Source organism: Streptomyces sp. CT34 (assembly GCF_000805335.1).
Lineage (GTDB): Bacteria > Actinomycetota > Actinomycetes > Streptomycetales > Streptomycetaceae > Streptomyces.
Genome location: NZ_KN708638.1, coordinates 6,364,622 through 6,384,948, shown reverse-complemented (window position 1 = coordinate 6,384,948; position 20,327 = coordinate 6,364,622). Strand labels below are relative to the sequence as shown.

The 20,327-nt window shown below is 66.9% G+C and carries 20 protein-coding genes and 1 pseudogene; 14 read left to right on the top strand and 7 right to left on the bottom strand.

Going from position 1 to position 20,327, the window contains the following annotated elements; translation table 11 throughout:
- Window positions 1–2: 2 nt before the first annotated feature.
- The 5 genes from RZ84_RS27825 to RZ84_RS27805 are packed head-to-tail and all read left to right on the top strand — an operon-like array spanning window position 3 to window position 6,225.
- Entirely contained in the window at window positions 3–1,271 is a 1,269-nt protein-coding gene (locus RZ84_RS27825) for a lysine N(6)-hydroxylase/L-ornithine N(5)-oxygenase family protein (RefSeq protein WP_052230184.1), read from the top strand.
- Window positions 1,268–2,518: a metal-dependent hydrolase family protein gene (locus tag RZ84_RS27820; protein ID WP_052230183.1), complete on the top strand. Its 1,251-nt coding sequence runs from the start codon at window positions 1,268–1,270 to the stop codon at window positions 2,516–2,518. The genes RZ84_RS27825 and RZ84_RS27820 overlap by 4 nt, the downstream gene beginning before the upstream one ends.
- Entirely contained in the window at window positions 2,515–3,681 is a 1,167-nt protein-coding gene (locus RZ84_RS27815) for a hypothetical protein (protein ID WP_043266809.1), read from the top strand. The genes RZ84_RS27820 and RZ84_RS27815 overlap by 4 nt, the downstream gene beginning before the upstream one ends.
- Entirely contained in the window at window positions 3,668–4,825 is a 1,158-nt protein-coding gene (locus tag RZ84_RS27810; RefSeq protein ID WP_043266807.1) for an aminotransferase class I/II-fold pyridoxal phosphate-dependent enzyme, read from the top strand. Before RZ84_RS27815 ends, RZ84_RS27810 begins: the two co-directional genes overlap by 14 nt.
- Window positions 4,822–6,225 (top strand): MFS transporter, encoded by a 1,404-nt coding sequence (locus RZ84_RS27805; protein ID WP_052230182.1) that lies wholly within the window; start codon window positions 4,822–4,824, stop codon window positions 6,223–6,225. The genes RZ84_RS27810 and RZ84_RS27805 overlap by 4 nt, the downstream gene beginning before the upstream one ends.
- A 322-nt stretch (window positions 6,226–6,547) precedes the next feature.
- On the opposite strand, the gene RZ84_RS27800 is transcribed toward RZ84_RS27805, so the two are convergent.
- Window positions 6,548–6,850 carry a terpene synthase family protein gene (locus RZ84_RS27800; RefSeq protein WP_043266805.1) on the bottom strand — a complete coding sequence of 101 codons (303 nt, stop codon included), beginning with the start codon at window positions 6,848–6,850 and terminating at the stop codon, window positions 6,548–6,550.
- On the opposite strand from RZ84_RS27800, the gene RZ84_RS39195 reads away from it, so the two are divergent.
- Window positions 6,756–7,697, top strand: coding sequence for a hypothetical protein (locus tag RZ84_RS39195; RefSeq protein ID WP_157878908.1), 942 nt, complete (start codon window positions 6,756–6,758; stop codon window positions 7,695–7,697). The two genes, RZ84_RS27800 and RZ84_RS39195, sit on opposite strands and share 95 nt — an antisense overlap.
- A gap of 219 nt (window positions 7,698–7,916) precedes the next feature.
- The gene (locus tag RZ84_RS27790) at window positions 7,917–9,188 is read left to right on the top strand and encodes a pyroglutamyl-peptidase I (RefSeq protein WP_198539915.1); all 1,272 of its coding nucleotides are present in this window, start codon (window positions 7,917–7,919) and stop codon (window positions 9,186–9,188) included.
- A gap of 36 nt (window positions 9,189–9,224) precedes the next feature.
- On the opposite strand, the gene RZ84_RS27785 is transcribed toward RZ84_RS27790, so the two are convergent.
- Complete coding sequence (locus RZ84_RS27785) at window positions 9,225–9,434, bottom strand: hypothetical protein (protein ID WP_043262638.1); 210 nt, start codon at window positions 9,432–9,434, stop codon at window positions 9,225–9,227.
- Window positions 9,435–9,958: 524 nt separating this feature from the next.
- On the opposite strand from RZ84_RS27785, the gene RZ84_RS27775 reads away from it, so the two are divergent.
- The 3 genes and pseudogenes from RZ84_RS27775 to RZ84_RS41810 all read left to right on the top strand — a co-directional run bounded on the left by RZ84_RS27775 (window position 9,959) and on the right by RZ84_RS41810 (window position 12,425).
- The gene (locus RZ84_RS27775) at window positions 9,959–10,285 is read left to right on the top strand and encodes a histone-like nucleoid-structuring protein Lsr2 (RefSeq protein WP_043266800.1); all 327 of its coding nucleotides are present in this window, start codon (window positions 9,959–9,961) and stop codon (window positions 10,283–10,285) included.
- A gap of 447 nt (window positions 10,286–10,732) precedes the next feature.
- Window positions 10,733–12,249 (top strand): annotated as a pseudogene (locus RZ84_RS27770) (serine/threonine-protein kinase).
- An 11-nt stretch (window positions 12,250–12,260) separates the two neighbouring features.
- A complete protein-coding gene (locus RZ84_RS41810; RefSeq protein WP_241777882.1) occupies window positions 12,261–12,425 on the top strand; it encodes a hypothetical protein in 165 nt (54 codons plus the stop codon).
- Window positions 12,426–12,705: 280 nt separating this feature from the next.
- On the opposite strand, the gene RZ84_RS27765 is transcribed toward RZ84_RS41810, so the two are convergent.
- Together RZ84_RS27765 and RZ84_RS27760 are read right to left on the bottom strand one after the other, a co-directional pair.
- Window positions 12,706–13,383 (bottom strand): hypothetical protein, encoded by a 678-nt coding sequence (locus RZ84_RS27765; protein WP_043266798.1) that lies wholly within the window; start codon window positions 13,381–13,383, stop codon window positions 12,706–12,708.
- Window positions 13,384–13,407: 24 nt separating this feature from the next.
- On the bottom strand, window positions 13,408–14,043 hold the full coding sequence (locus tag RZ84_RS27760; protein ID WP_043266795.1) for a hypothetical protein: 636 nt from the start codon (window positions 14,041–14,043) through the stop codon (window positions 13,408–13,410).
- 875 nt (window positions 14,044–14,918) lie between these two features.
- Between RZ84_RS27760 and RZ84_RS39190 the strand changes: the two genes are divergently transcribed.
- From RZ84_RS39190 to RZ84_RS27750, 3 genes are all read left to right on the top strand, one after another.
- On the top strand, window positions 14,919–15,080 hold the full coding sequence (locus RZ84_RS39190) for a hypothetical protein (RefSeq protein WP_157878907.1): 162 nt from the start codon (window positions 14,919–14,921) through the stop codon (window positions 15,078–15,080).
- 106 nt (window positions 15,081–15,186) lie between these two features.
- Entirely contained in the window at window positions 15,187–17,064 is a 1,878-nt protein-coding gene (locus RZ84_RS27755) for an alpha/beta fold hydrolase (protein ID WP_157878906.1), read from the top strand.
- On the top strand, window positions 17,061–17,657 hold the full coding sequence (locus RZ84_RS27750) for a hypothetical protein (protein ID WP_063772705.1): 597 nt from the start codon (window positions 17,061–17,063) through the stop codon (window positions 17,655–17,657). Before RZ84_RS27755 ends, RZ84_RS27750 begins: the two co-directional genes overlap by 4 nt.
- 43 nt (window positions 17,658–17,700) lie before the next feature.
- On the opposite strand, the gene RZ84_RS27745 is transcribed toward RZ84_RS27750, so the two are convergent.
- The gene (locus RZ84_RS27745) at window positions 17,701–18,270 is read right to left on the bottom strand and encodes a hypothetical protein (RefSeq protein ID WP_043266793.1); all 570 of its coding nucleotides are present in this window, start codon (window positions 18,268–18,270) and stop codon (window positions 17,701–17,703) included.
- Window positions 18,271–18,633: 363 nt separating this feature from the next.
- Window positions 18,634–18,840, bottom strand: coding sequence for a hypothetical protein (locus tag RZ84_RS39185; protein ID WP_043266791.1), 207 nt, complete (start codon window positions 18,838–18,840; stop codon window positions 18,634–18,636).
- A gap of 97 nt (window positions 18,841–18,937) precedes the next feature.
- Here RZ84_RS39185 and RZ84_RS27735 point away from each other — a divergent pair, with 97 nt between their 5' ends.
- Complete coding sequence (locus RZ84_RS27735) at window positions 18,938–19,390, top strand: hypothetical protein (RefSeq protein WP_043266789.1); 453 nt, start codon at window positions 18,938–18,940, stop codon at window positions 19,388–19,390.
- Between the two features lie 340 nt (window positions 19,391–19,730).
- On the opposite strand, the gene RZ84_RS27730 is transcribed toward RZ84_RS27735, so the two are convergent.
- A partial coding sequence (locus RZ84_RS27730) for a phosphotransferase (protein ID WP_241777881.1) occupies window positions 19,731–20,327 on the bottom strand: 597 nt, incomplete at its 5' end.

Here is a 20,327-nt window from a genome sequence, read left to right as displayed (position 1 = left end):
ACATGGATGGCGTCAACAACGTGCTGGGCATCGGTGCCGGCCCAGCCAACCTCAGTCTCGCCGCACTGGCCGAGCCGTGCGCAGAAGTGGCGGTCACCCTGCTGGAGGCGCGCCAAGTTCCCTCCTGGCACCCCGGACTGCTGTGGGACTCCTCACGGCTCCAGGTCAGCCCGGTGAAGGACCTGGTGAGCCTCGTGGACCCCACCAACCCCCACTCGTTCCTGAACTTCCTACGGGAGGAAGGACGGCTCTACCGCCATCTGGTCGCCGCCGCCCCCTACGTGAGCCGCAAGGAGTTCAGCCAGTATTTCTGCTGGGCGGCGAAGCGGCTCCCCGTCCACCTGGGACGTGCCGTGCGGGACGTGGACCACGACGGGCGATCGTTCGTCGCCCACACCGACGACGGTGCCCACTGGCGCGCCCGCCACCTTGTGCTCGGCGTCGGACAGCGGCCCTGGATCCCGCCATGCGCCCGCGACACGCACAGCGACAACGTCTGGCACGCCGCCGACCACCTACACCGCGACCGGCCGATGGGCGACCGGAACGTCCTGCTCGTCGGCGGCGGCCAGAGCGCGGCCGAAATCGCCGCCGACATCCTCTCCGGACGTACCGGCCTGCCCCGGCAGTTCACCTGGGCCGGCGGCGGCCGAGGCTTCGCACCCGTCGACAACTCCCCGTTCACCAACGACTGGTTCAACCCCCGATACGTCGAGTTCTTCCAGGGCCTGCCCGAGCAGCAGCGGCACGACCTCCTGGGCCGCCAATCCGCCGCTGCCCACGGCGGCATCAGCGCACCCCTCCTCGAACAGCTCTACCGCCGCCTGTACGAGATCGACTACCTGCTGCCCGAACACGTCGACCACCGACTGCTGGCGGGCGCCCGGCTCATCGCACTGGAGCGGACCGGGGACGTCGCCTCCGCGGTGCTGGAGGACGCCACGACCCGGACGTCCCAGGAGGTGCACGCCGACTACGTCATCCTGGCCACCGGTTATCGCTCACAACTCCCCGAATTCATGGCACCGCTGGCGGGCCGCCTCAACCTCGCAGACGGCGCCTACCGCGTGGGCAAGGACTACCGCATCGCCTGGGACGGCCCCGCCTCCCACCACATCCACGTACAGAACGCAGCCGGCGCCACGCACGGCGTGGCCGACCCGAACCTCAGCCTGGCTGCCTGGCGTAGCGCGCTGATCCTCAACAGCATCTGCGGCCGGGAGGTCTACGCACTCAAGCAGGACGACATCACCATCGCGGTGGACCGATGACGGCCCGCCTGGACACCGGCAGCTGGCTGGTCACCGCCGACCGGGTACTCGCCGGCACCGGACTCCAGGTGTTGCACCACGGAGCGGTACATGTGGCGGACGGCGTCATCCGCCACATCGGCCGGGAGGCCGACCTTGCCACGCTGCCGCACCCCGCCACCCGCCTGGACCTGGGCGATGCGACGTTGCTGCCCGGACTCATCGACGCCCATGTTCACCTGGGCTTCGACGCCGGACCTGACCCGGTATCGGTGATGCGCCGCCAACACGACGACGAGCAACTGGCGCTGATGGCCCGCAATGCCGCGAGCATGCTCCGTGCCGGCGTGACCACCGTCCGTGACTTGGGTGCCCGCGGCGATCTCGATCGCGTGCTGGCCGACAGAATCGCCGCGGGCATGGTGCCCGGACCGCGTCTGGTCACCGTGACCCGGCCGATCACCACGGTGCGGGGCCACTGCTGGTTCATGGGCGGCGAGTGCGCAAACGCCGACGCTGTCGCCGAGGCCGTGCGACGGCACCACGACCACGGCGCGGACCTCATCAAGATCATGGTCACCGGCGGGTTCATGACCAACCGGACGGCTCCGGGGGCACCCCAATTCACCAGGGCCGAGGTGCGCACGGCCGTGGAGACGGCCCATGGACTGGGCATGCGGGTCGCCGCCCACGCACACGGCACCGAGGGCATCGCCATGGCGGTCGAGGAAGGCGTCGACACGCTCGAGCACTGCACCTGGGTAGGGCGCAAGGGCCTGGAATTCGCCCCACACATAGCCGACCTGATGGCCCGTAGGGAGACGTATGTCTGCCCGACCGTGAACAGCAACGCCCGCAACCCCGCGGGCCGGATCGACTGGCGGCAGCGCTCCCGGCATCTGGCCGCCATGCGTAACGCCGGCGTACGGCTCATCGGCGGCACCGACGCGGGCATCGAGCACATCGCGCACCACGCCTACGCGTCGGGCCTGGAGATCATGACGGACATCGGAATGACGCACCAGGAGGTGCTGGCCGCGGCGACCACCCACGCAGCAACTGCGCTCGGCATCGCCGATCGCACCGGGAACCTGGCCCCCGGCATGGCGGCCGACCTCCTGGGGGTGGCCGGGAACCCGCTGACGGACCTGCCTGCCCTGCACCACCCCACGTTCGTCATGGCTCGCGGACGACTCGTCCACCACGGCTCCGTCCGCCACCACACCCCGCCCAGGACCGGGACGAACCGCGAAGGAGCCCTGTCATGACCACCGACACCACCCACGCCCTCAACGAGTGGTGCGGCCACGCCCAGTTCATCCCCCTTCCCGCGCGACACGAGGTCGCCCGGCAGATGACCCGGCTCCGCCGAAGCATCCAGGAACACCTGGACGCGGAAGGCAGCACCGACGTCAACGTCTACGTCAGCGGATCGCTGGCACGCGGCGAACCGACCGTCCAGGCCGAACACCCGGACCGCTACCGCCTGGTGTCCGACATCGACCTGCTGGCCGTCGTCCAGGACAAGGCCGCCGACGGCCATCCCGCCCACGGCCTCGAAACCCGGCTGCGAGCGACGTGCCCCGGTCTGGACCCCACCGTCTTCGTCGCGCCCGCCGCCCGACTCGGTGCGCTCCGATCGTTCTTCGCCCGCGACATGTACGTGGCCTTCGACCGGCCGCTGGCCACAGGCTTCCCGCTGGCCGCACCGCCGCCACCACCAGTCGCCGCGGCCGAGCAGTTCGAAGTGTTCACCCACCACCTCGCCGCCTGGCTGCTGGGCCCCACCACCGAGGGCGGCCGGAAAGACCCGGACAGCGCACCCCCAGGCGAACTCGCCCGGGTCCGGATGCTGGCGGACTGCCTGTGGATGCTGCACGACGTACCAGAGGATGACACCTTGCGGTACGCGCACGCCTACCGGCACCGAGCAGAGCTGCGCGGGGACGCGGCGCCGGCAGAGGCCGAGCAGATCATCCGCGCCCGTGAAGTCCTACCGGGCGCAGGGGAGAGGCTGCCCGATCCCGTCCAGCGGATGACCAACAGTCTGGCCCACTTCCTCAGCTGCGGCGATACCGCGCCCGGCACCGAGCGCGCCCTGCGCGTGGCCGACGAACTCGCCGTGCGCGCCTGCGGCCACCACGACCTGCTGTCGGTCTTCCAGTGGACCCTGCCGCTGTACGCCCTGCTCGCCATGGGGCAACCAGTGCGCCGACGGGCCGCTGACGCCATCACAGAGGCATGGCGGCACCTGGACAGCAGCCAACTCGTCGCATCCCACGAGGCGCTTGAGCGGCTCGTCATCATCGAGGCCGACCGACTCGTGACCGGTTCCGGCGCGTTCGCCGAAACCGCCGGGCCGCTGCGCACGCTGCGCAAGGACTACTACCACCACCTGGGGGCACGGAACTTCGGCCATGACACCGTTTGAAACTGCCCCGCCTGCCCCGGCTCCGGCACAGTACGCCGACAACCCGCGGCGACACTCCAAGAAGTGGCAGGAGTGCCCGCCCGGTGGCATCCCGCTCGACCTGGCGGACATGGACTTCCCCACCGACCCCGCGGTGACCGACACGGTCCGCCGCCGCCTGCGCCACCCCCTCGGCTACCCGCCGCACTACACGACCAACGGGACCGCACAGACCATCTGCGACTACTACGCTGCGCACCACGGCCTGACGCTCGCCCCCGCGGACGTCTGGTTGACCAGCAGCTGCGTGGCCGCCGCCTACCTGCTGTTCGACCAACTCCTGTGCCCCGGCGACGAAGTCCTCTACTTCTCGCCCTCGTACCACTTCATCCCGGACGCCATCGCCGCCGCCGGGGGACGGCCCGTCGGAGTACCCCTGCGCCCCGACGGCACCCTGGATCAGAGCGTTGCCGCGCGCCTCACGAAACGCACCCGCGCCTTCCATCTGTGCAACCCGCACAACCCCACGGGATACGCGTTCACCTGTGAAGAGCTCCGGCAACTCGCACGGCTCGCCCGCGAGCATGACTTGTCGATCATCTCCAACGAGCTGCATTCCCGGCTCATCCTCGAAGGGGACCACACACCCATCGCCGCACTCGGCGAGGATGCCCGCGCGCGCACCATCACCCTGTCCGGGCCGACCAAGTCGCACAACCTCTCCGGCCTCGGCGTGGCCTTCGCGCTCACCCCTGCCGAGGGCCCCCTCAAGGACGCGATACGCCGCATCGGCCCGCGCATGACCGTCCCCAAGGGCGTCCAACAGGCCGCACTCACCGCCGCCTACGCCGAGGACAGCCCCTGGCTCCGCGGTACCCGGGCGTATCTGCGCGGCAACCGCGACACCATGGTGCGCATACTGCGCGACCTCGCCCCCACCGTCCGGGTCCGGCCGCCGCGCGCCACCTACTTCCTCTGGCTGGACCTGAGGCGGCTCAGGCTGCGGGAGGACGCAGCCGGGCTCATCGAGCGGCGCACCGGGGTCCGGCTGCTGTCCGGCCGCGAGTTCGGCTCCGACGGCCGCCACTGGGCACGGATGACCTTCGCCACCGACCGGGGCCTCCTGGAGGAAGCCGTCCACCGCATCGCGTCAGGAGCACTGTGACCCACGCCGACACCCCGGACTGCAGGACCGACGACGCCGCGAAACTACCCAAACGGATCATCGGCTCCCTGGCGTTCGGGACCGTACTCCAGGCCCTGAACTCCACGATGATCGCGGTCGCGCTGGTCAGCATCCGGGAGGACTTCGACGCCGGCCAGTTGACGTTCTGGCTGGTCTCGGCGCTGTACCTGACGACCGCGGTCGCAGCCCCCGTCATGGGCCGGATCGCCGACCTCGTGGGGGCACGCAAGGTCTTCCTGACGGGCTTGTGCCTGGTCGTCGTCAGCTCCTGCGTGGCTCCGTACGCCCCCGGCATCGGCACACTGATCGCCTGCCGGGTGGTGCTCGGCATCGGCACCGCCGCCCAGTACCCCAGCGCCGTCGCGATGATCCGCCAAGTCACGGAGGAGCGGCAGGCCCGGCCGCAGACAGCGCTAGGGGCACTCGCTGTCTGCGCACAGGTGGTGGGCGCACTTGGACCCACCGTCGGAGGAGTCATGGTGGACCTGCTGCGCTGGCCAGGGATCTTCCTTCTCAACGTGCCGATGGCGCTGATCGCCGGCACCGCGGTGCTCCTCACCGTGCCCGCCGAACCCACGCCGCCCACCCGGGCCACCGGGCTTCGGGAACGGCTGACAGCGGCCCAGTTCGACGTCTTGGGCATGCTGCTGTTCACCGCGGTCTCGACGGCACTGATGCTGTTCCTGTTCTCCCTGGCCCGCGCGCCACAGCCCTGGTGGCTGGCCGTCGTCGTCCTCGGCACCCTGGCCCTCGTCGCCCGCGAACGCCGCGCCCCGGTCCCTTTCCTGGAACTGAGTCTCCTGACGAGCCGTCAACTCGGCGCCACCTACCTGCGCACCACCGTCACCTACACCGCCTTCTACTGCATCTTCTACGGCCTCCCGCAATGGCTGGAGGAAGCGCGCGGCCTGAGCACCACCACGGCCGGCCTGGTCCTCCTCCCCATCACTGCCCTGGGGATCGCGACCACCGTCGTGAGCACCTACATGGAGAAACGCTGGGGCCCCAGAGTGCCACTGCTGATCGGTACTGCCGCGATGGCCGCCGCCGGCCTGATGCTCTGCCTGCCGACCAGCTCCTCCCCCCTGTGGGTCCTGGTCCTCATCTGCATCGTCCTCGGCCTGCCGGACGGCTTCAACAACATGGCCAACCAGACCTCCATGTACGCCGCTGCACCCGCCGGCCAATCCGGCGCCGCCTCCGGCCTGTACCGCACCTGCCAGTCACTGGGCGCCAACCTCGCCATCGCGCTGCTCAGTTTCCTCACCTCTGACTCCGCCAACGATCGCGCACTGCACCACACGGGCCTGCTCGTCGCCTCACTCAGCGGCCTGCTCCTCGTGGCGGCCCTCGTCAAGCGCCCCGACCGCTCCCTATGAGTTATCGAAGCAAGTCGCAGGGGACAGAGCGCGCGGCCATCGGAGCTGTCGCGCCTAGCGGTTCAATCACGACAACGCCCTACCGCATCCGGCCGCAGCGGCCTCGGTTGAACGAGGCCGCAAGGAAGCCGGAGGTGTCCAGGCGGCTTTTGCCCAGGTCGTTGAGGAGGCGGCCGGCGTGTTGTGCGTCGCATCCGAGGAAGGTTTTGAGGACGTGCACGCCGTGGTTCAGCCGAGCCGTGGTGTCTGCGGTGCGCGGGTAGGTCAGGGCGTCGCTCTGCGCGGTGGGGGCCTGGGCAAATGCGGTGAGCAGTGCGCGCAGTTACCAGGTATCGAACAGGTGTAGAGGCACTGCGGGGTTGAGCAGGTGGTGGACAGGGTCGTGGGAAAAGGCGAATCCGAACGTGCCTGCGCGATTGGCCACATGGTCGGCGGGGTCGGGCACATGGTCGCGGTGCGCGTCGGCGAGTTCGTGCACATAGCTGTCGAGGAAGAGCCCGAGGTTGCCGCACAAGTGCGATCGAGCTGCGGTGGACAAGGTCGGGGCCGTACGCCGCCACAGGTCCGCCAGGCCGCGTTCGTCCGGGGTCCGCGGCTGCGGCACCGGTCGGACGTCGTGGGGCATCAACTGGGACAAGGCCGACTGCGGTTACGGCATCACCCAGATCACCGACGGCATGCGCGTCCGCGGCAAGGAGAAGCCCGAAGAGGGCCCACTGACCACACTGCAGCAGCAGGCCGCGGCACTGGACTACACCGCCAACATCGCCGCCGGCGTCAACATCCTGGCCGACAAGTGGAACGTGACCCACAAGGACGGCCTGACCGTCAACGGCGGCAATCCGAAGTACCTGGAGAGCTGGTTCTTCGCCCTGTGGGCCTACAACTCCGGCTACTACCCCAAGGCGGAGGCAGACAAGAACGGCGGCAAGTGGGGCGTCGGCTTCACCAACAACCCCGCCAACCCACTGTGGAAGGCCAACCGGCTTCCGTTCCTGAAGAGCCCGAGCGGCGGCGACAGCTACAAGGACGCAGCCCACCCCCAGGACTGGCCGTACCAGGAGAAGGTCCTGGGCTGGGCCGCACGCCCGCTCGAGGCGCTGGAGTCCCCCGGCACGATGGTGCACGGCTTCCGTGCCGCCTTGGTGGACCAGCAACCCCGCGCGCACGGCAGTCAAGCCGCCCGAGAGCCTGTTCTGTACCAAGGACAACGAGTGCGATCCCAGCAAGATCGGACCGAACGACAAGAACGAACCGGGCCTGGGCGCCTGCACCCGCGGCGACCTGAAATGCTGGTGGAACAAACCGGTCAAGTGGAAGGACTGCGACAAGGGCGGCTGCGGCAACGAACTGCTCCGGTTCAACGACATGTACAAGGAAGACGCCGATGGCACCGCCTACCCGCCCAACGCGTTCCTCGGTGCGCGACAGGGCCGCCTCGCCGCCGCGCACCAGGGTGGCGTCGATGTTGACCTTGCTCATGGCCGCCTCGCCGCTGGAGCGCCGACGGATCAAGGGCGGAACTCACCGTCGAGGTGACGCTGATGGTGAAGGCGGCCCATCTCTACTGGTTGCGGTATGAGTTCGAGGCTCCTGAGCCACACCCCATGGCGTAGGCCACTTCCGTCACGCGATACTGCAGCGGTCCGGCAGTGCGCGCGCCCCCACAGCGACGGAAGGACCCAAGTCCCTTGAATTCCCTACGTGTTCGGATCGGCATCCTCGGCATGGCCCTGCTGACGGGGCTGGCGGGGCTGGCGGCACCCGCGACCACGGCGGCGGCCCGGGCCGCTCAGGGCGCCCCGACCCCGACCGTCGAGGAGCAGCGCCTCGACAAGGCGGCGCCGCAGGAGATACTGCGACGCTCCGGATTCGACTCCGTGGACGCGGACTTCGTCCGCGACCTGACCCGGGCGCACTCCTTTGAGCAGGCCCGCGGCATCGTCGTACGGGACGGTACGGCGCTGTGGCGGCGCGCCGTCGACCGGGCGCAGGGGCGGGGCCCCTCGGGCGGCGACCTCGGCCGGGACGACGACCGGCCGCTGTACTGGGCGCGGCTCGGGATGACGCGGGACGTGCGCACGTGGGAGCCGGGCTTCGGGCTCGGTGACGCGCAACGCTCGTCCCTGCTGGACCAGTTGGAGCGGACCTCGCGCGGCCAGACCGACATCCGCTACCCGTCGCGCGCCACGGGCATCAAGCGCATTCTCGTCACCGGCTTCGACCCGTTCACACTGGACCGGGACATCAGGATCTCCAACCCGTCCGGGGCCGTCGCGCTCGCTCTCGACGGGACGGTGATCCAGACCGACTCCGGTCCGGCCCGCATCGAGGCCGTCACGTTCCCGGTGCGCTGGCAGGACTTCGCGGAGGGGACGGTGGAGCGGACGCTGGCGCCGTACCTGCCGAAGGTCGACTTGTACACGACGGTGAGCCAGGGCCGGGTGGGCCGCTTCGACGTCGAGCGGACGAACGGGGCCTGGCGTGGCGGCTCCCCCGACAACGACAACATCAGCAGCACCGGGACGATCCCGGTCGCCGCCCCGGCCACACAGCCGCAGTGGACGACGACCACCCTCCCCTACAAGGCGATCGTGACCGCGCACACCGGCCGGTTCCCGGCCTACGACCACACCGAGGTGACCGAGATCCCGGCAGGGAGCACCGAACCCGTCGTACGCCCCGGCGGCCCCACCCCGGGCTCCACGGCCCGTGAGGGCGGCGGCGGCAACTACCTCTCCAATGAGATCGCCTACCGCGCGACCCTGCTGCGCGACCGGCTGGGCCTGCACGACACGCTGCCGGGCGGGCACGTGCACACACCGGTGCTCCAGTTCGGCGCCGGCAACACCGATCCGGCGACCGGAAGGATCACGGATCCGCAGTTCGTGCGGAACCGGCTGGACATCATTGCGCAGCTACGGTCGATCCTGACGGTGGCGGCGCATACGACGCTGAAGTGACGTCGTCCCCGCCCGCCTTCCCGTCGCCTCGCGAGGTCAGTGGGTGTCGCTGGTGTGGTGGGGCCGGGTGCGGCTCCACCATCGGACGCCGAGTCCCCAACCGATCAAGATGATCAGCGCGAGGATTTTTCCCTGCCACTCCGAGGCGGCGCTGAAGGCGAAGCCGCCGATGGCGGTGCCGATCAGAGTCAAGGCGAGGACGGTATAGGTGTGCGCATCGGTACCGCGCTGGTTGTACTGCTTCACGTGCCCAAGCGTACTTACCAACTGGTGGCGCCGGAGATGGCCCCTGCGAGGGCGAGGTGTGCTTTCCGATGAGCCAGGTGGTTGATACGCAGTCAGCGAGTAGGCGCGGAGGTGCCTCGGTCGTCCAGGTGTAGGCCGGCGCACCCCGGGCAGGGGGTGCTGAAGAACGGATCACGGACAACGGGGAGAGCACCATGCACGGCGGCGGAGGATTCAGCGGGGGCGGCCACCACGGGGGTGGATTTGGCGGGCACCATCACAGCGGTGGGTTGGGCCACCACGGCCACCACCATCACACCGGGGACGCACAGGGCTTCGTCTCGATCCCCGCTTTCCGGCGCCGTGGGTCATCGGACCGTTCCACGGGAGTGGATCCCAAGCACGCGCTACTGGCCGTCGGCGTGGTGACGGTCGTCGGCCTCGTTGTGGGGATGCTGGCGGCCCACTAGGACTGCCTGACGAGTCGGAAACGGCCCGCTTCACGGATCGTTCTTGGCTGCACTGCCAGCTCCTACAATCGCGCCATGGCTCAGAAAGTTGTAACCATCTACACGGATGACCTCACGGGTGAAGAATCCTCGGAGGCCACCACCCACACCTTCAGCCTTGACGGTGTGCAGTACCAGATTGACCTGGCTCCCGAGAGCTACGACCAGCTGCTTGAGGCAATGGCCCCCTTCACCAAGGCGGGGCGAAAGACCGGTAGGACCCGCAAGTCCCCCAAGGCCACTGCCGTCAGCCGTGACGACAGCGCCGCCATCCGCGCATGGGCCAAGGAAGCCGGCTATGAGGTCAGCAACCGCGGCAGGGTGCCAGCCGAGGTACGCGAAGCGTACGCCAAGGCCCACTGACCTCCTCATACACCGGGAAGCCCCTCACAATTCGGTGACGGGCTTCCCGGTATGAACGGACGACATGCACACGGCGCGGTGAACCGTCCCCGGTTGGTCGGAGAGTGTGACGCATGGTTTTCGTGTGGCCTGAGTCTGTTGGTGCGAATGGCAGCACCTTGAGTCGATCCCAAGCTGAAGTTGCTGGCGGGAGGGGTGCGCGGGGTCGGTCGTGGTGCTCGTACTGGCAGCGGGCAGGTCGGGACGGGATAGATCATTTGCCATGGGGCCGGTCGGCTCCCTCATGATTGCCATCAGTACGCGATCCGGATGGGGCCAGAAGGGGTGCCCGTGGGATGGCGTGCCACTTGGGCAATCCGCTGCCGTGGCCATGCAACGAGCACGCGTTTAAGGTGCTCCCGCAAACTGTCAGGCATGCTCAGGCGTGCGGGAAGCGAAGGTTTCACGGTGTCTGATCTGGGGCGGCTCATAGCCGACCGTTACCGGTTGGTGGAGCGTGTGGGCCGTGGCGGGATGGGCACTGTGTGGCGGGCCGAGGACGAGTTGCTCGGCCGGTACGTCGCGGTGAAGAAACTGCACGTTCCGCCGCATCTGTACGACGATGAAGTCCAGCGGCTCTACGAGCGCACCCGCCGGGAGGCCCGCAGCGCCGCCCGAATCACCCACCCCAACGTGATCGTTGTGCACGATGTTGTCGACGACGAGGGGCTGCCGTGCATCGTCATGGAGTACATACCCTCGGTCACACTGAGCGACGTTCTGAAGCGGCAGAGTACGGTGCCACCCGGCGAGGCGGCCCGGGTCGGCCGCGCTATGGCCGCCGCGTTGCGCGCCGCGCACGACGCCGGAGTGCTGCACCGGGACGTCAAGCCCGCCAACGTTCTCCTGGGGAATGACGGGCGGATCGTCCTCACGGACTTCGGGATCGCAGTGGAGCCCGGAACGCCGTCACTGACGAAGACCGGCGAGCTGGTCGGCTCGATCCAGTACCTGGCGCCGGAACGCCTCCGGCCCGGGATCGCCGAGCCTGGCCCCGCCTGCGACCTGTGGGCCCTCGGGGCGACGCTGTACCAGGCAGTCCAAGGGCGTCCCCCGTTTCAGCGGGACACCGCGATCGAGACGGCGTACGCCATCGCCACCGAGGAGTGCCCGCCCCCGAGCAACGCCGGGCACCTCACTCCCGTGATCGAGGGCCTGCTGCTGAAGGAACCTGACCAGCGTATGGACGCCCACGAGGCCGAACGCCTCCTGGGCCTTGCGCCCACAACGGGAGCCGTCCCCCTCGACTCGCCCACGCGGCTGGAGGCCCGTGCGAGTAGCCCAGCAGCCCCGGTGCCGGGGGCAAGCGCAGCCGCCGCATGGCGCTGTGGATGCTCTCGACGGCAGTGGCGGCCGCAATCGCGACGGGCGGTGTGCTGCTCTGGCCCGGGGGCGGAGTAGCTACACCGAGCCCTCACCCGTCGGAGGCCGTCACCTCCAGCCACCCGCCGGCCCCGAGTCCTTCGTCGCCGCCATCGCTGCCCCCACTGCCCAACGGGTACCACCTGGAGAAGGCAGGCCAGGGCTTCTCCGTCCCTGTGCAGGACGGCTGGACTTTCAAGAACATGCCTGGCGGTGAGGTCGCCTACATCTCCGGGCTGGCCAGCCTGAGGATCGACGTCGTCGAGTTCGCGGGCGGAGATCCTCTCCGGCACTGGCGGGAGACCGAAGAGGCCCAGACACGTCGCGACAACCCGGGCTATGAACGGGTCAGGATGGGCCCCACGACGTTCCGGGGACAGCCCGCGGGGTACTGGGAGTTCACGTTCCAGGGCAGAGCACGCGAATACCGGGCAGTGGAGCTGGCCTTCAGCGGCACCGACGGCACTCAGTACGTGATCTACCTCTCCGCGCCGAATGACCGATGGGACCGCTATCGGCCGGCCTACGACACCGCTGTCAAGGGAATCCGGCTCCGCGAATAGAGGGCGCCCATGTGTCGCCGCGCTCAGCGAGGAACACCTTCTGGACAGCGGGCTTCGACGGGATCGGGACCTTCATCGTCTTCCACTCCTCCGCCTCCGGCACTTTGCTGGCGACCAGCTGCTCGACCTGCGTCCCCCACTGCTCGTGGGCCTTCTTCTTCGCGGCGAGCGCGTAGTTGAAGGCGCGCCGGGCGTTGCCGCACCACCGCAGCAGCTTCTGCTCCTGGGCAGGAGTGGGGGCCAGGGTGAAACGGTAGGCACGTAGCTTCGGTCTTCAACCGGCCCTCCTCTCAGCGTCGGTCACACCGAAGCGGGCACCTCTGACAACGCGTCTCCATCCGGCCAGTTGGGTTTGAAAACCGCTGGCTGAGGCCGTTTGAGTGGAATGCGAGAAATACGACCGTGGTTGCTCGCGGCTGCTGGCGGCTTTCCTTGAGCTCGGGCCGAGCCGGCCACCTACAGGTGGTCGGGCCCGCACAGTGCGCAGTTCCGTTTCTTCGTGCCCTTCAGCCGCAGTTCCTCGGCCGTGTACAGGGTGGAGAGCTTCGGCCAGCAAACGTATGCGAGGTGGCGGCTTTCTTTGGCATGTTCGATGGCTGCCTTCATGGCGCTGAGGCCCTTGTCGACGCTGTTGAGGCTTTTGCAGTCCCATCGGTGCAGGCGGGCCGTGTTGGCGCCCATCGCGTACGGCTTGCCCGCCTTTACCTGGTGTTGCCATCGGGCGATATCGGCTTTGGCCTCCGCGCGCACCCGCCGGATTTCGTGGCAAATCCGGCAGATTCCTTTCATGTACTCGCAGGAGCATGCGCCACAGTCTTCGCACGGTACGCAGGAGTGGCTGCGTTCTTCGGGGACGAGAGGGATGGCACGGACGGTGATGATCTCCCCGCGGCTTTGGTGGTCTTTGAGGTCGACGATCCCGACGGTTTCCAACTCGGCGATGAAGGGCCGGATCTGGTTGGCGTCGTCCAGCCCGGCAAGGTGTGCGATGTGTTCGAGGTCCAGGTCCTCGTCGAGACTCGCGGTGTGGACGGCGTAGAGGAGCCTGGCGGTGGTACTGATCTGCGGATCAAGGAGCGTTTGGCAGTGAATCAGCGCGGCAGGCTGGCGGCGCGCGTGGCGTCGAAGAGGCATGGGGCTCTCCCCCAGGGCGTTCTATCAGGGGAACTGGACGTTGCAGGTTTTGCAGGAGCGGTAGTACCGCCCGCCCTGTGGCCCGGTGTTGGCCTGGCACCAGCGAAGCAAGCCGTCGTAGGTGACGGGCTCGAAGGAATCGTCGAGGGAGCATTCGTCGTGGACCACTTCGTGGAGCAGGAAGCGGAACTCGTAGTCTGGAACGGGCTCGGCGTGTCGGCGCAGGTCACTGACATGACGACATTCGCTTGAGTGTGCGAGGCGTCCACAGATGACGTACTGGTACTCGGGCTTGAGCAGGTTGCGGCTGCGCTCAGCGCGGGCCTCGATGGTTCGGCGGACCTCAGGTTCACGATCCTGGCACCGTTGGCAGTCGCCGTAGCAGCGAGCGAGAGCTTCGGAATCCGGATCGCCGTAGTCGCGGTCATGGGTGGCGCAGAGCTTCTCCCCGGTTTGAGCGAGGGCAGCCCGGACCTCTCCAGCAGATGCCTGGCCGAGAGCGACCATGTCCAGTATTTCGAGAACTGCGGGGGTCTCGATGGAGGTTCCCCAGCCCTCTTGCCACCTCCGCTCCGCGGGATACATCGTTCCCCAGGCCCAGGAGACGTTGGCCACCAGATGCCCGTTGATGGTCATATCGGTGTGGTGGTCTATGGCCACGCTTCCTCCGTGGTCAGGTCAGTCTCGGTGGCTGTGTCTCCGAGACCCGTGATGGCGCTGGCGAGGTCTTCAATAGAACCTCGACTTCGGCCGCATCCAGACGACACGCTGCCTCGGGCCGTAGGAGGTTCGACGGCAATCACTTCGTGCGCCCGCGGAGCAAGCAGCCTCACCGTCCGGCGACCACTGGCAACGCCTCCCCGCCGAGGCGTTGCTGGACGTACGGGCTCGGACCATCGTGTCTCGCCGCGGAGCGGTGCGTGGGTAGCGCCCCAGGGCGCGTACGCGCCCTCGCGCGGGATGGTCACCGACACGGCGCCGCAGCAATAGGTAGAACACTCCGGGCCGGCAAGCAGCACCTCGCGCCCTGCCTCACTGGCCACCAGAACATCTCCTTCCAGCGACTGCCAGAAGAGGTTGGTGGCCCCAAGGTCAAAGACTCCCTCGATGACGTCCCGCCCGTTGATCAGGGGACGGATCTCTTCGGGGAGAAAGTCACGGTCGCGGTCCTCAGGACCTCGAGTCCACGCGGTGGAGAATGAGCGTGCTTATTTCAGGAATCATCAGATGAATATTGTACTCATGTGGCAATTGCAGGTTGCGATGTCTGCGGTTGTAGCAGACCAGTTCAGACTCACACTTGGCCGGTTCGCCACCGTCGCGACCAGGCGAGTCATCGCAATTTCATCAAAATTTCATCGCGTTGCGCTACGCCTGATGTCGCACCAGGAATCTCGACCGGGCGGATAGCCGTTCAGAGAAACCGCCCTGTCGTCATTCATGCTGCCGCCTGCACGCAATCCCGCGTGAATGGCGGCATATCCCTGGCACACATCCTGGGCCAGGAAATGTCTCAACACAGGAGAAGAGTCAGCATGGAAGACATGAAGAAGATCGAGTCGTTCGCGAACTCCACTCTCACGCTTCCCATGGGCGAGGAGGCGGACAAGTTCATACAGGAGGTGGCTCCTGTGATCACCTCGACTCTCAGCTCTGACATGAACATCAACAACCACGGGTGCGTCGTCGGCTGGTAGTCGTTATCGCCCAGCACGAATACCCATCGGCTTGGTCTGCACCCTTGTGCGGACCAAGCCGATGCTCGAATATCGCCGTCCGGAAGAAAGAAGCAGTGGAGGTGCTGTGAGTCTGCTCAGGAGAATCGCGGCGGATGTCTTCAAACCCTGTCCGGTGTCCAGGGAGACAGCCATAGGAGTCGGTGAACGCCTTGCGGCGGCAACGAGCTTGACCTCATCTCTCGAATACCTTACGCAACGGCACCAGCTCAAAAAGGGCGGCCTGAACGACTGGGACATCACGAAGGACCACTACACGACATCATCCCCTCTGACCCAAAAGCTTCTGGACCTGCTCAGTAGCGAACGGGTCACCACCGCCGTGCACGTGGCAGAAGCCGTGGTAAGCGCAGGGATGCTACTTCCCGGAAAGAGCCGGTGGCGCGGCGCGGGAAGTCTCTTTCTGAGCGCGACGACATCGCTGCTCTACCCCCGGCACCGTTACGGCACAGACGGCTCGGACCAAGTTTCCATGCTGGTGCAGATGGCTGCGGGCACCGCACGACTCTCCAACACGCCGCAGGTCAAGGACGCGGCCCTGTGGTACATAGCCTTGCAGTCGAACCTGTCGTACGTGGTGGCGGGCTGGTTCAAGCTCGTGGGGAAGCCCTGGCGTGACGGATCCGCTCTGAGCGGAGTGCTGCGCACGAAGACGTACGGGAGCCAGAGCGCGTTCAAACTCACCCGCAAGTACCCTCGCGCCAGCCGTGCGTTGACCCACGGTGTACTGGGCTTTGAGTGCCTGTTTCCCATTGCGTACCTCGCAGGAGGAAGACTGGCGCGCCCCGTGATATCCAGCGCCGTGGCCTTCCACGTCCTCAACGGCTTCGCGATGGGACTGGGACGTTTTTCCACCGCGTTTCCCGCCATGCACCCAGCAGTCCTGTACACCGCGGCCCCCAAGAGCCATCCGAAGGTATCCGGACGCGATGACCGTGCTCTCGCGCTGGCGGGAACAGCTCTGTTGCTGACCGCGTCGGCCGCCGCGATGGTCGCGGCGCAGCGCCGGATGCGTGTTCGTCAGCCCCAGCCCGGGGCACGCAACGTGACCACGCGGCATGGGAACGTTCTCCAGTACGAGTTGCTGTCACAAGGAGAGCAGGACAAGCCTGTCCTCGTCTTCTGCAACGGCTTGGGAAGCCCGTCCGAGTACTTCTCATGGATCACCGAATACATGACCGAAGAAACCGGATATGGAGTCCTCATCTACGACCGGGCTGGATACTGCGGAAGCGAACGGCACTGCAGAGCACCATTCCAGCTGGATGAGGCCGTTGACGACCTGCACGACCTGGTCAACGAGGCAGTTCCCACCGGCCGCCAGATCGTGCTGGTGGGGCACTCCTTGGGTGGCGAGATAGCACGACGCGCCGCACGCCGGCTACAACACCGGACACACAGCGTGGTCTACCTAGATTCGTCACACCCAGCAGAACTGAACCGCTCCCCCCAGCAAAGCAAGACAGCGCCGAACACGCGGGAGTACCTGACGGTGATGCTCTGGTCCCTGCGCGTTGGCGCGGGACTGGTGATGCTTCCCCCCAGGTCGGTGGGTTCGCTTCCCCCCAAGTACCGGTCGACGGCTTTCTCTCAGTACGCGGACACATGTGCGTGGAAGTCTGGGCGACGCGAGTGGGACGCGGTAATGGCAGAGTTCGAGACGTTCAGCGGGGCTCTGCCTCCTGTCGAAACGCCTGCCCTGGTCGTCTCGGCGCAGCAGACCGTCGACCGCGATCCAGAACAGTTGCTCATGCATCACGAGATCGCCCAGGCGCATCGCGGCCAACAACGCCTGGTCGCATCAACGGTCGTCGAACGCGCAGCCCACGAGACTCTGCTCACCAACGCCGAGTACGCGATTCCCCTGGCTTCCCGTATCGCCGGCTTCCTTGACGCGGCAGCCACAGCTTCCCACAACGAGGCAGCAAAGGAGCAGGCAAAGTGAAAGCGGGACAGTATGTCAAAGAACTCGTGACAGGGCCCGGGGGTACCACCAGGATCGTCGGATCAGCCCTCGTGGCGGCCACCATCCTCACCCAGCACTACAGCCCCGACTTCATGCGCCTGCAGAACAAGGACACTCTGTCCTTTCTGCCGAACTGGCGGTTCTTCGCGCCGCGTCCCGCGACACATGACCACTGCCTCGTCTACCGGGTGCTAAGCCGGGACGGAGAAACAACACCTTGGAAATCCATAAGCACCATACCCGAGAGGAAAGTAATCCATATTTTATGGTATGCCAACCGACGCTCGGAAAAATCCGTATTCGATACGATAAACGAGATCCTTCATTTCATGAGTCAAGGTTTCTCGTTTGTCACGCAGCTACCGGGGTACCGGATGCTGTCGTCATACATAATGAAACGCTACGTCCTGGAGAAGCACAGTGATGCCCAGGGCTTCCAGTTCGCCGTCATCCGCTCCCCCGGATACGACGAGACAGCAGAACCATCAATCATGTTCGTCTCACCCTACATCCCGATGGGAAAAGAACAGGCCCTTCCTGGAAGGCAGGACTACGCCGGAAACAAGCAATAGCGCAACTGAAGCCCTCACTTCCTCTGGCCATATCGTCATCCGCCTACGCGAGCAGCCACTGCCCGTGGTCACCCCGCACGACGTCGTATGCACGCCCGAACAGCCGGCTGAGGCAGTCGCACAGCAGGTTCGTTATTCCCGAGCCAGAAGCCCGGGAGCTTCGACCTTGGGGCACGCTGCTCCCGTACACCGACGGGGACTTCGGACTCATGATGATCGCTTGCTGTGCTTCGTCCACGGCCGCCGGGGAATCCCTAGGGCTTTCATCTGCGCCACCACCTTGGCGCGCAGGTCGCGCAACGGCTCCAGTTCGGCCGGCAGCGTCAAGGGCCGCGACGGTGGTGCCCTTGCGCCGGGTGAGGCTGGCGGTCAGGTCGCCATCGCGTGTCTCCCAGAGCCTCACGGGCAGCGTGCCGCGGTTGGTGTGCACGGGCCCGCCGGCGGCTTCCCGCTCGGCGATCATGCGGGTGAGGTTGCCGTAGAGGCGCTGCAGCGAGCCGGTGTCGTCGGGCAGCGGGACATGCCGAACGGAGGCTTCGGGGCGGGACTGTTGGTCGGCGGCACGCAGTCCTCCGTAGCGGTCCTTCCACACCCACACCGTGACCGTGTTCATGGGCGGCTTCGCCCGCCCGGCGCCCGAGGCGGTGCCCCTCAGTTCCTGCTGGACCGCCGCCTGGGACCACGACGCCCACCACAGCGGACAGTTGGAACTGAACGAACACGAGGTCGCATGGCTGCATTTCGGATTGCGCGAGAGAGCACAGGCACTCCAGGCATGCAGACAGTTCCAATGCCCGACTCCACCATTGGCGATCTACCCGACCGCGACCATCGAGGCCCATCGCGTCTTCATCGCCCGTTGCCGGGCCAGCCGGCCCAGCGAAGAGTGTCGGACGCCGACCGAGGAGGAATGGGACGCTCTCCTCGCGCACTTTGAGAAGCGCAAGGTCTCCATCGGTACTTGCGGTCGCGCCTTTCAAGCCCTTGTGTTCATGAACACGCTTGCATTCGTTGCTCGCTTCTCCGGCCGGACCCGGCCCAGTGCGGCCGGTTGGAGGAGATCCGCAACAACCTCGTCGCCCGCATCACCGAGGCCGAGCGCGAAGGTTGGCTCGGAGAGGTCGAGGGGCTCCGGGTCAGCCTGGCTGGTGCCGAAGACAAGCTCGCTCACATGGATCGACATACTCCCGGCGGTACGGCGATCGACCTCGGCATGCCACGCATAGCTCCAGCTCGACTCGCTCAGGTGGAGGGAACGGCTTCGCTGACACAATCACTAGATGACCAGCAATGACATCCGGTTCGACTGCCGGCACCGTGGCGACGGCGGCCCGCTCGTGATCGTCCCCCGTATCGACGGAGCCCCACTCACCGAGCTGATCGACGGGTTCGAGATCGCGGCCGGGATGCAGCCCGCAGGCGACGCCTACGGCGGTCTGATCCCGGAGTTCTTCCGGTTCGGCCCGATGCAGGATCACTTCCTCGGACGGTCCACCAACGCGAGGGGGCCGAAGACACCCGTTCTTGGTTGTGAATGCGGCGAGTGGGGATGCTGGCCCCTCATGGCCCGCATCACCGCGACAGTCGACCTCGTGATCTGGGACTCTTTCGAGCAACCCCATCGCAAGACCCGCGAGTACACGGCATTCGGTCCGTTCCAGTTCGGCTGTCGCCAATACGATGACGCCCTACTGCGCGCGCTGAACGCCGTAATCGGCCCCGACGAGACGTAATCCGCACCCGCTACCGATAGTTCAGAGAAGTTTGTGTCAGATGCTCGCTCCTTCGACCTGACCCGTCCCAACGGGCGCGGCTTGCCGAGATCCGCGACAACTTGATCGCCCGAATCGCCGAAGCCGAGCGGGAGGGCTGGCTCGGAGAGGTCGAGGGTCTCCAGGTCAGTCTGGCTGGCGCCGAGGAGAAGCTCCGCCAGCTCGATAGGGGCCACGGGCAGCATACGGCCGTGGACCTTGGCATCCCCACCACGCGTAGTGATCGATGAACCCACGAAGGTGGGCTTCCGCATGGCCCTCAACCAAGATCGAGAACAGGCTCAAAGCAAAGAATCGTGCATCAAACGCCCTTCAGAACACGATCAAGTGCCGCGCGGCCGATAGGTCCCCAGTTCGGCTTGCCGCCGGGAAGGCCCCGATCTCCGTTCTGTCCCATGAGCATCAGGAAGAGGCTCTTCATCGCGGCCAGCCCTCGGGCGCGCCGGATCGCCGCCTCGTCTGCATGCGCGTACATGTCGAAGAACCGTGAGGCCGTGCCCGTGGGTAGCAGCACCCATGCGGCGGCGAGGTCCCACGCCGGGTCGCCGGCGAACATGTCACCGAAGTCGACGATGCCCGAGAGCGTTCCGTCCGAGACGACGACGTTCGCGGGATGGAGGTCGCCGTGCACCCACACCGGTGGGCCCTCCCATGCGTGGGCCGCAACGGCGTTGTCCCAGACGGCCCGGACGTCGGCAGCGATGTCGTCGGGGGCAACGGCCTGGAAGAAATTCTCGAAGCCGTCCGTGCAGTTCCTGGGATGGGCTCCGCGGTCCGTAGCGATCGGCGCCTCGGCGGGCACCTCCACATGGAGCGCCCGGAGGAAGCCCGCCAGAGTGTCTGCCGCATGGGCGCCGCGGCTGATCGAGCCGTGGTCCAGCGGCTCCCCGGGGACCCC

Excerpts from the sequence above, each read along its gene's own strand:
- RZ84_RS27745 (WP_043266793.1), bottom strand. The coding sequence starts at position 18,270 with ATGAACACGGTCACGGTGTGGGTGTGGAAGGACCGCTACGGAGGACTG.
- RZ84_RS39190 (WP_157878907.1), top strand. The coding sequence starts at position 14,919 with ATGGAAGACATGAAGAAGATCGAGTCGTTCGCGAACTCCACTCTCACG.
- RZ84_RS27800 (WP_043266805.1), bottom strand. The coding sequence starts at position 6,850 with ATGCCCCACGACGTCCGACCGGTGCCGCAGCCGCGGACCCCGGACGAA.
- RZ84_RS27765 (WP_043266798.1), bottom strand. The coding sequence starts at position 13,383 with ATGCCTCTTCGACGCCACGCGCGCCGCCAGCCTGCCGCGCTGATTCAC.
- RZ84_RS27735 (WP_043266789.1), top strand. The coding sequence starts at position 18,938 with ATGACCAGCAATGACATCCGGTTCGACTGCCGGCACCGTGGCGACGGC.
- RZ84_RS27815 (WP_043266809.1), top strand. The coding sequence starts at position 2,515 with ATGACCACCGACACCACCCACGCCCTCAACGAGTGGTGCGGCCACGCC.
- RZ84_RS27820 (WP_052230183.1), top strand. The coding sequence starts at position 1,268 with ATGACGGCCCGCCTGGACACCGGCAGCTGGCTGGTCACCGCCGACCGG.
- RZ84_RS39185 (WP_043266791.1), bottom strand. The coding sequence starts at position 18,840 with ATGTCGATCCATGTGAGCGAGCTTGTCTTCGGCACCAGCCAGGCTGAC.
- RZ84_RS27825 (WP_052230184.1), top strand. The coding sequence starts at position 3 with ATGGATGGCGTCAACAACGTGCTGGGCATCGGTGCCGGCCCAGCCAAC.
- RZ84_RS27810 (WP_043266807.1), top strand. The coding sequence starts at position 3,668 with ATGACACCGTTTGAAACTGCCCCGCCTGCCCCGGCTCCGGCACAGTAC.
- RZ84_RS27775 (WP_043266800.1), top strand. The coding sequence starts at position 9,959 with ATGGCTCAGAAAGTTGTAACCATCTACACGGATGACCTCACGGGTGAA.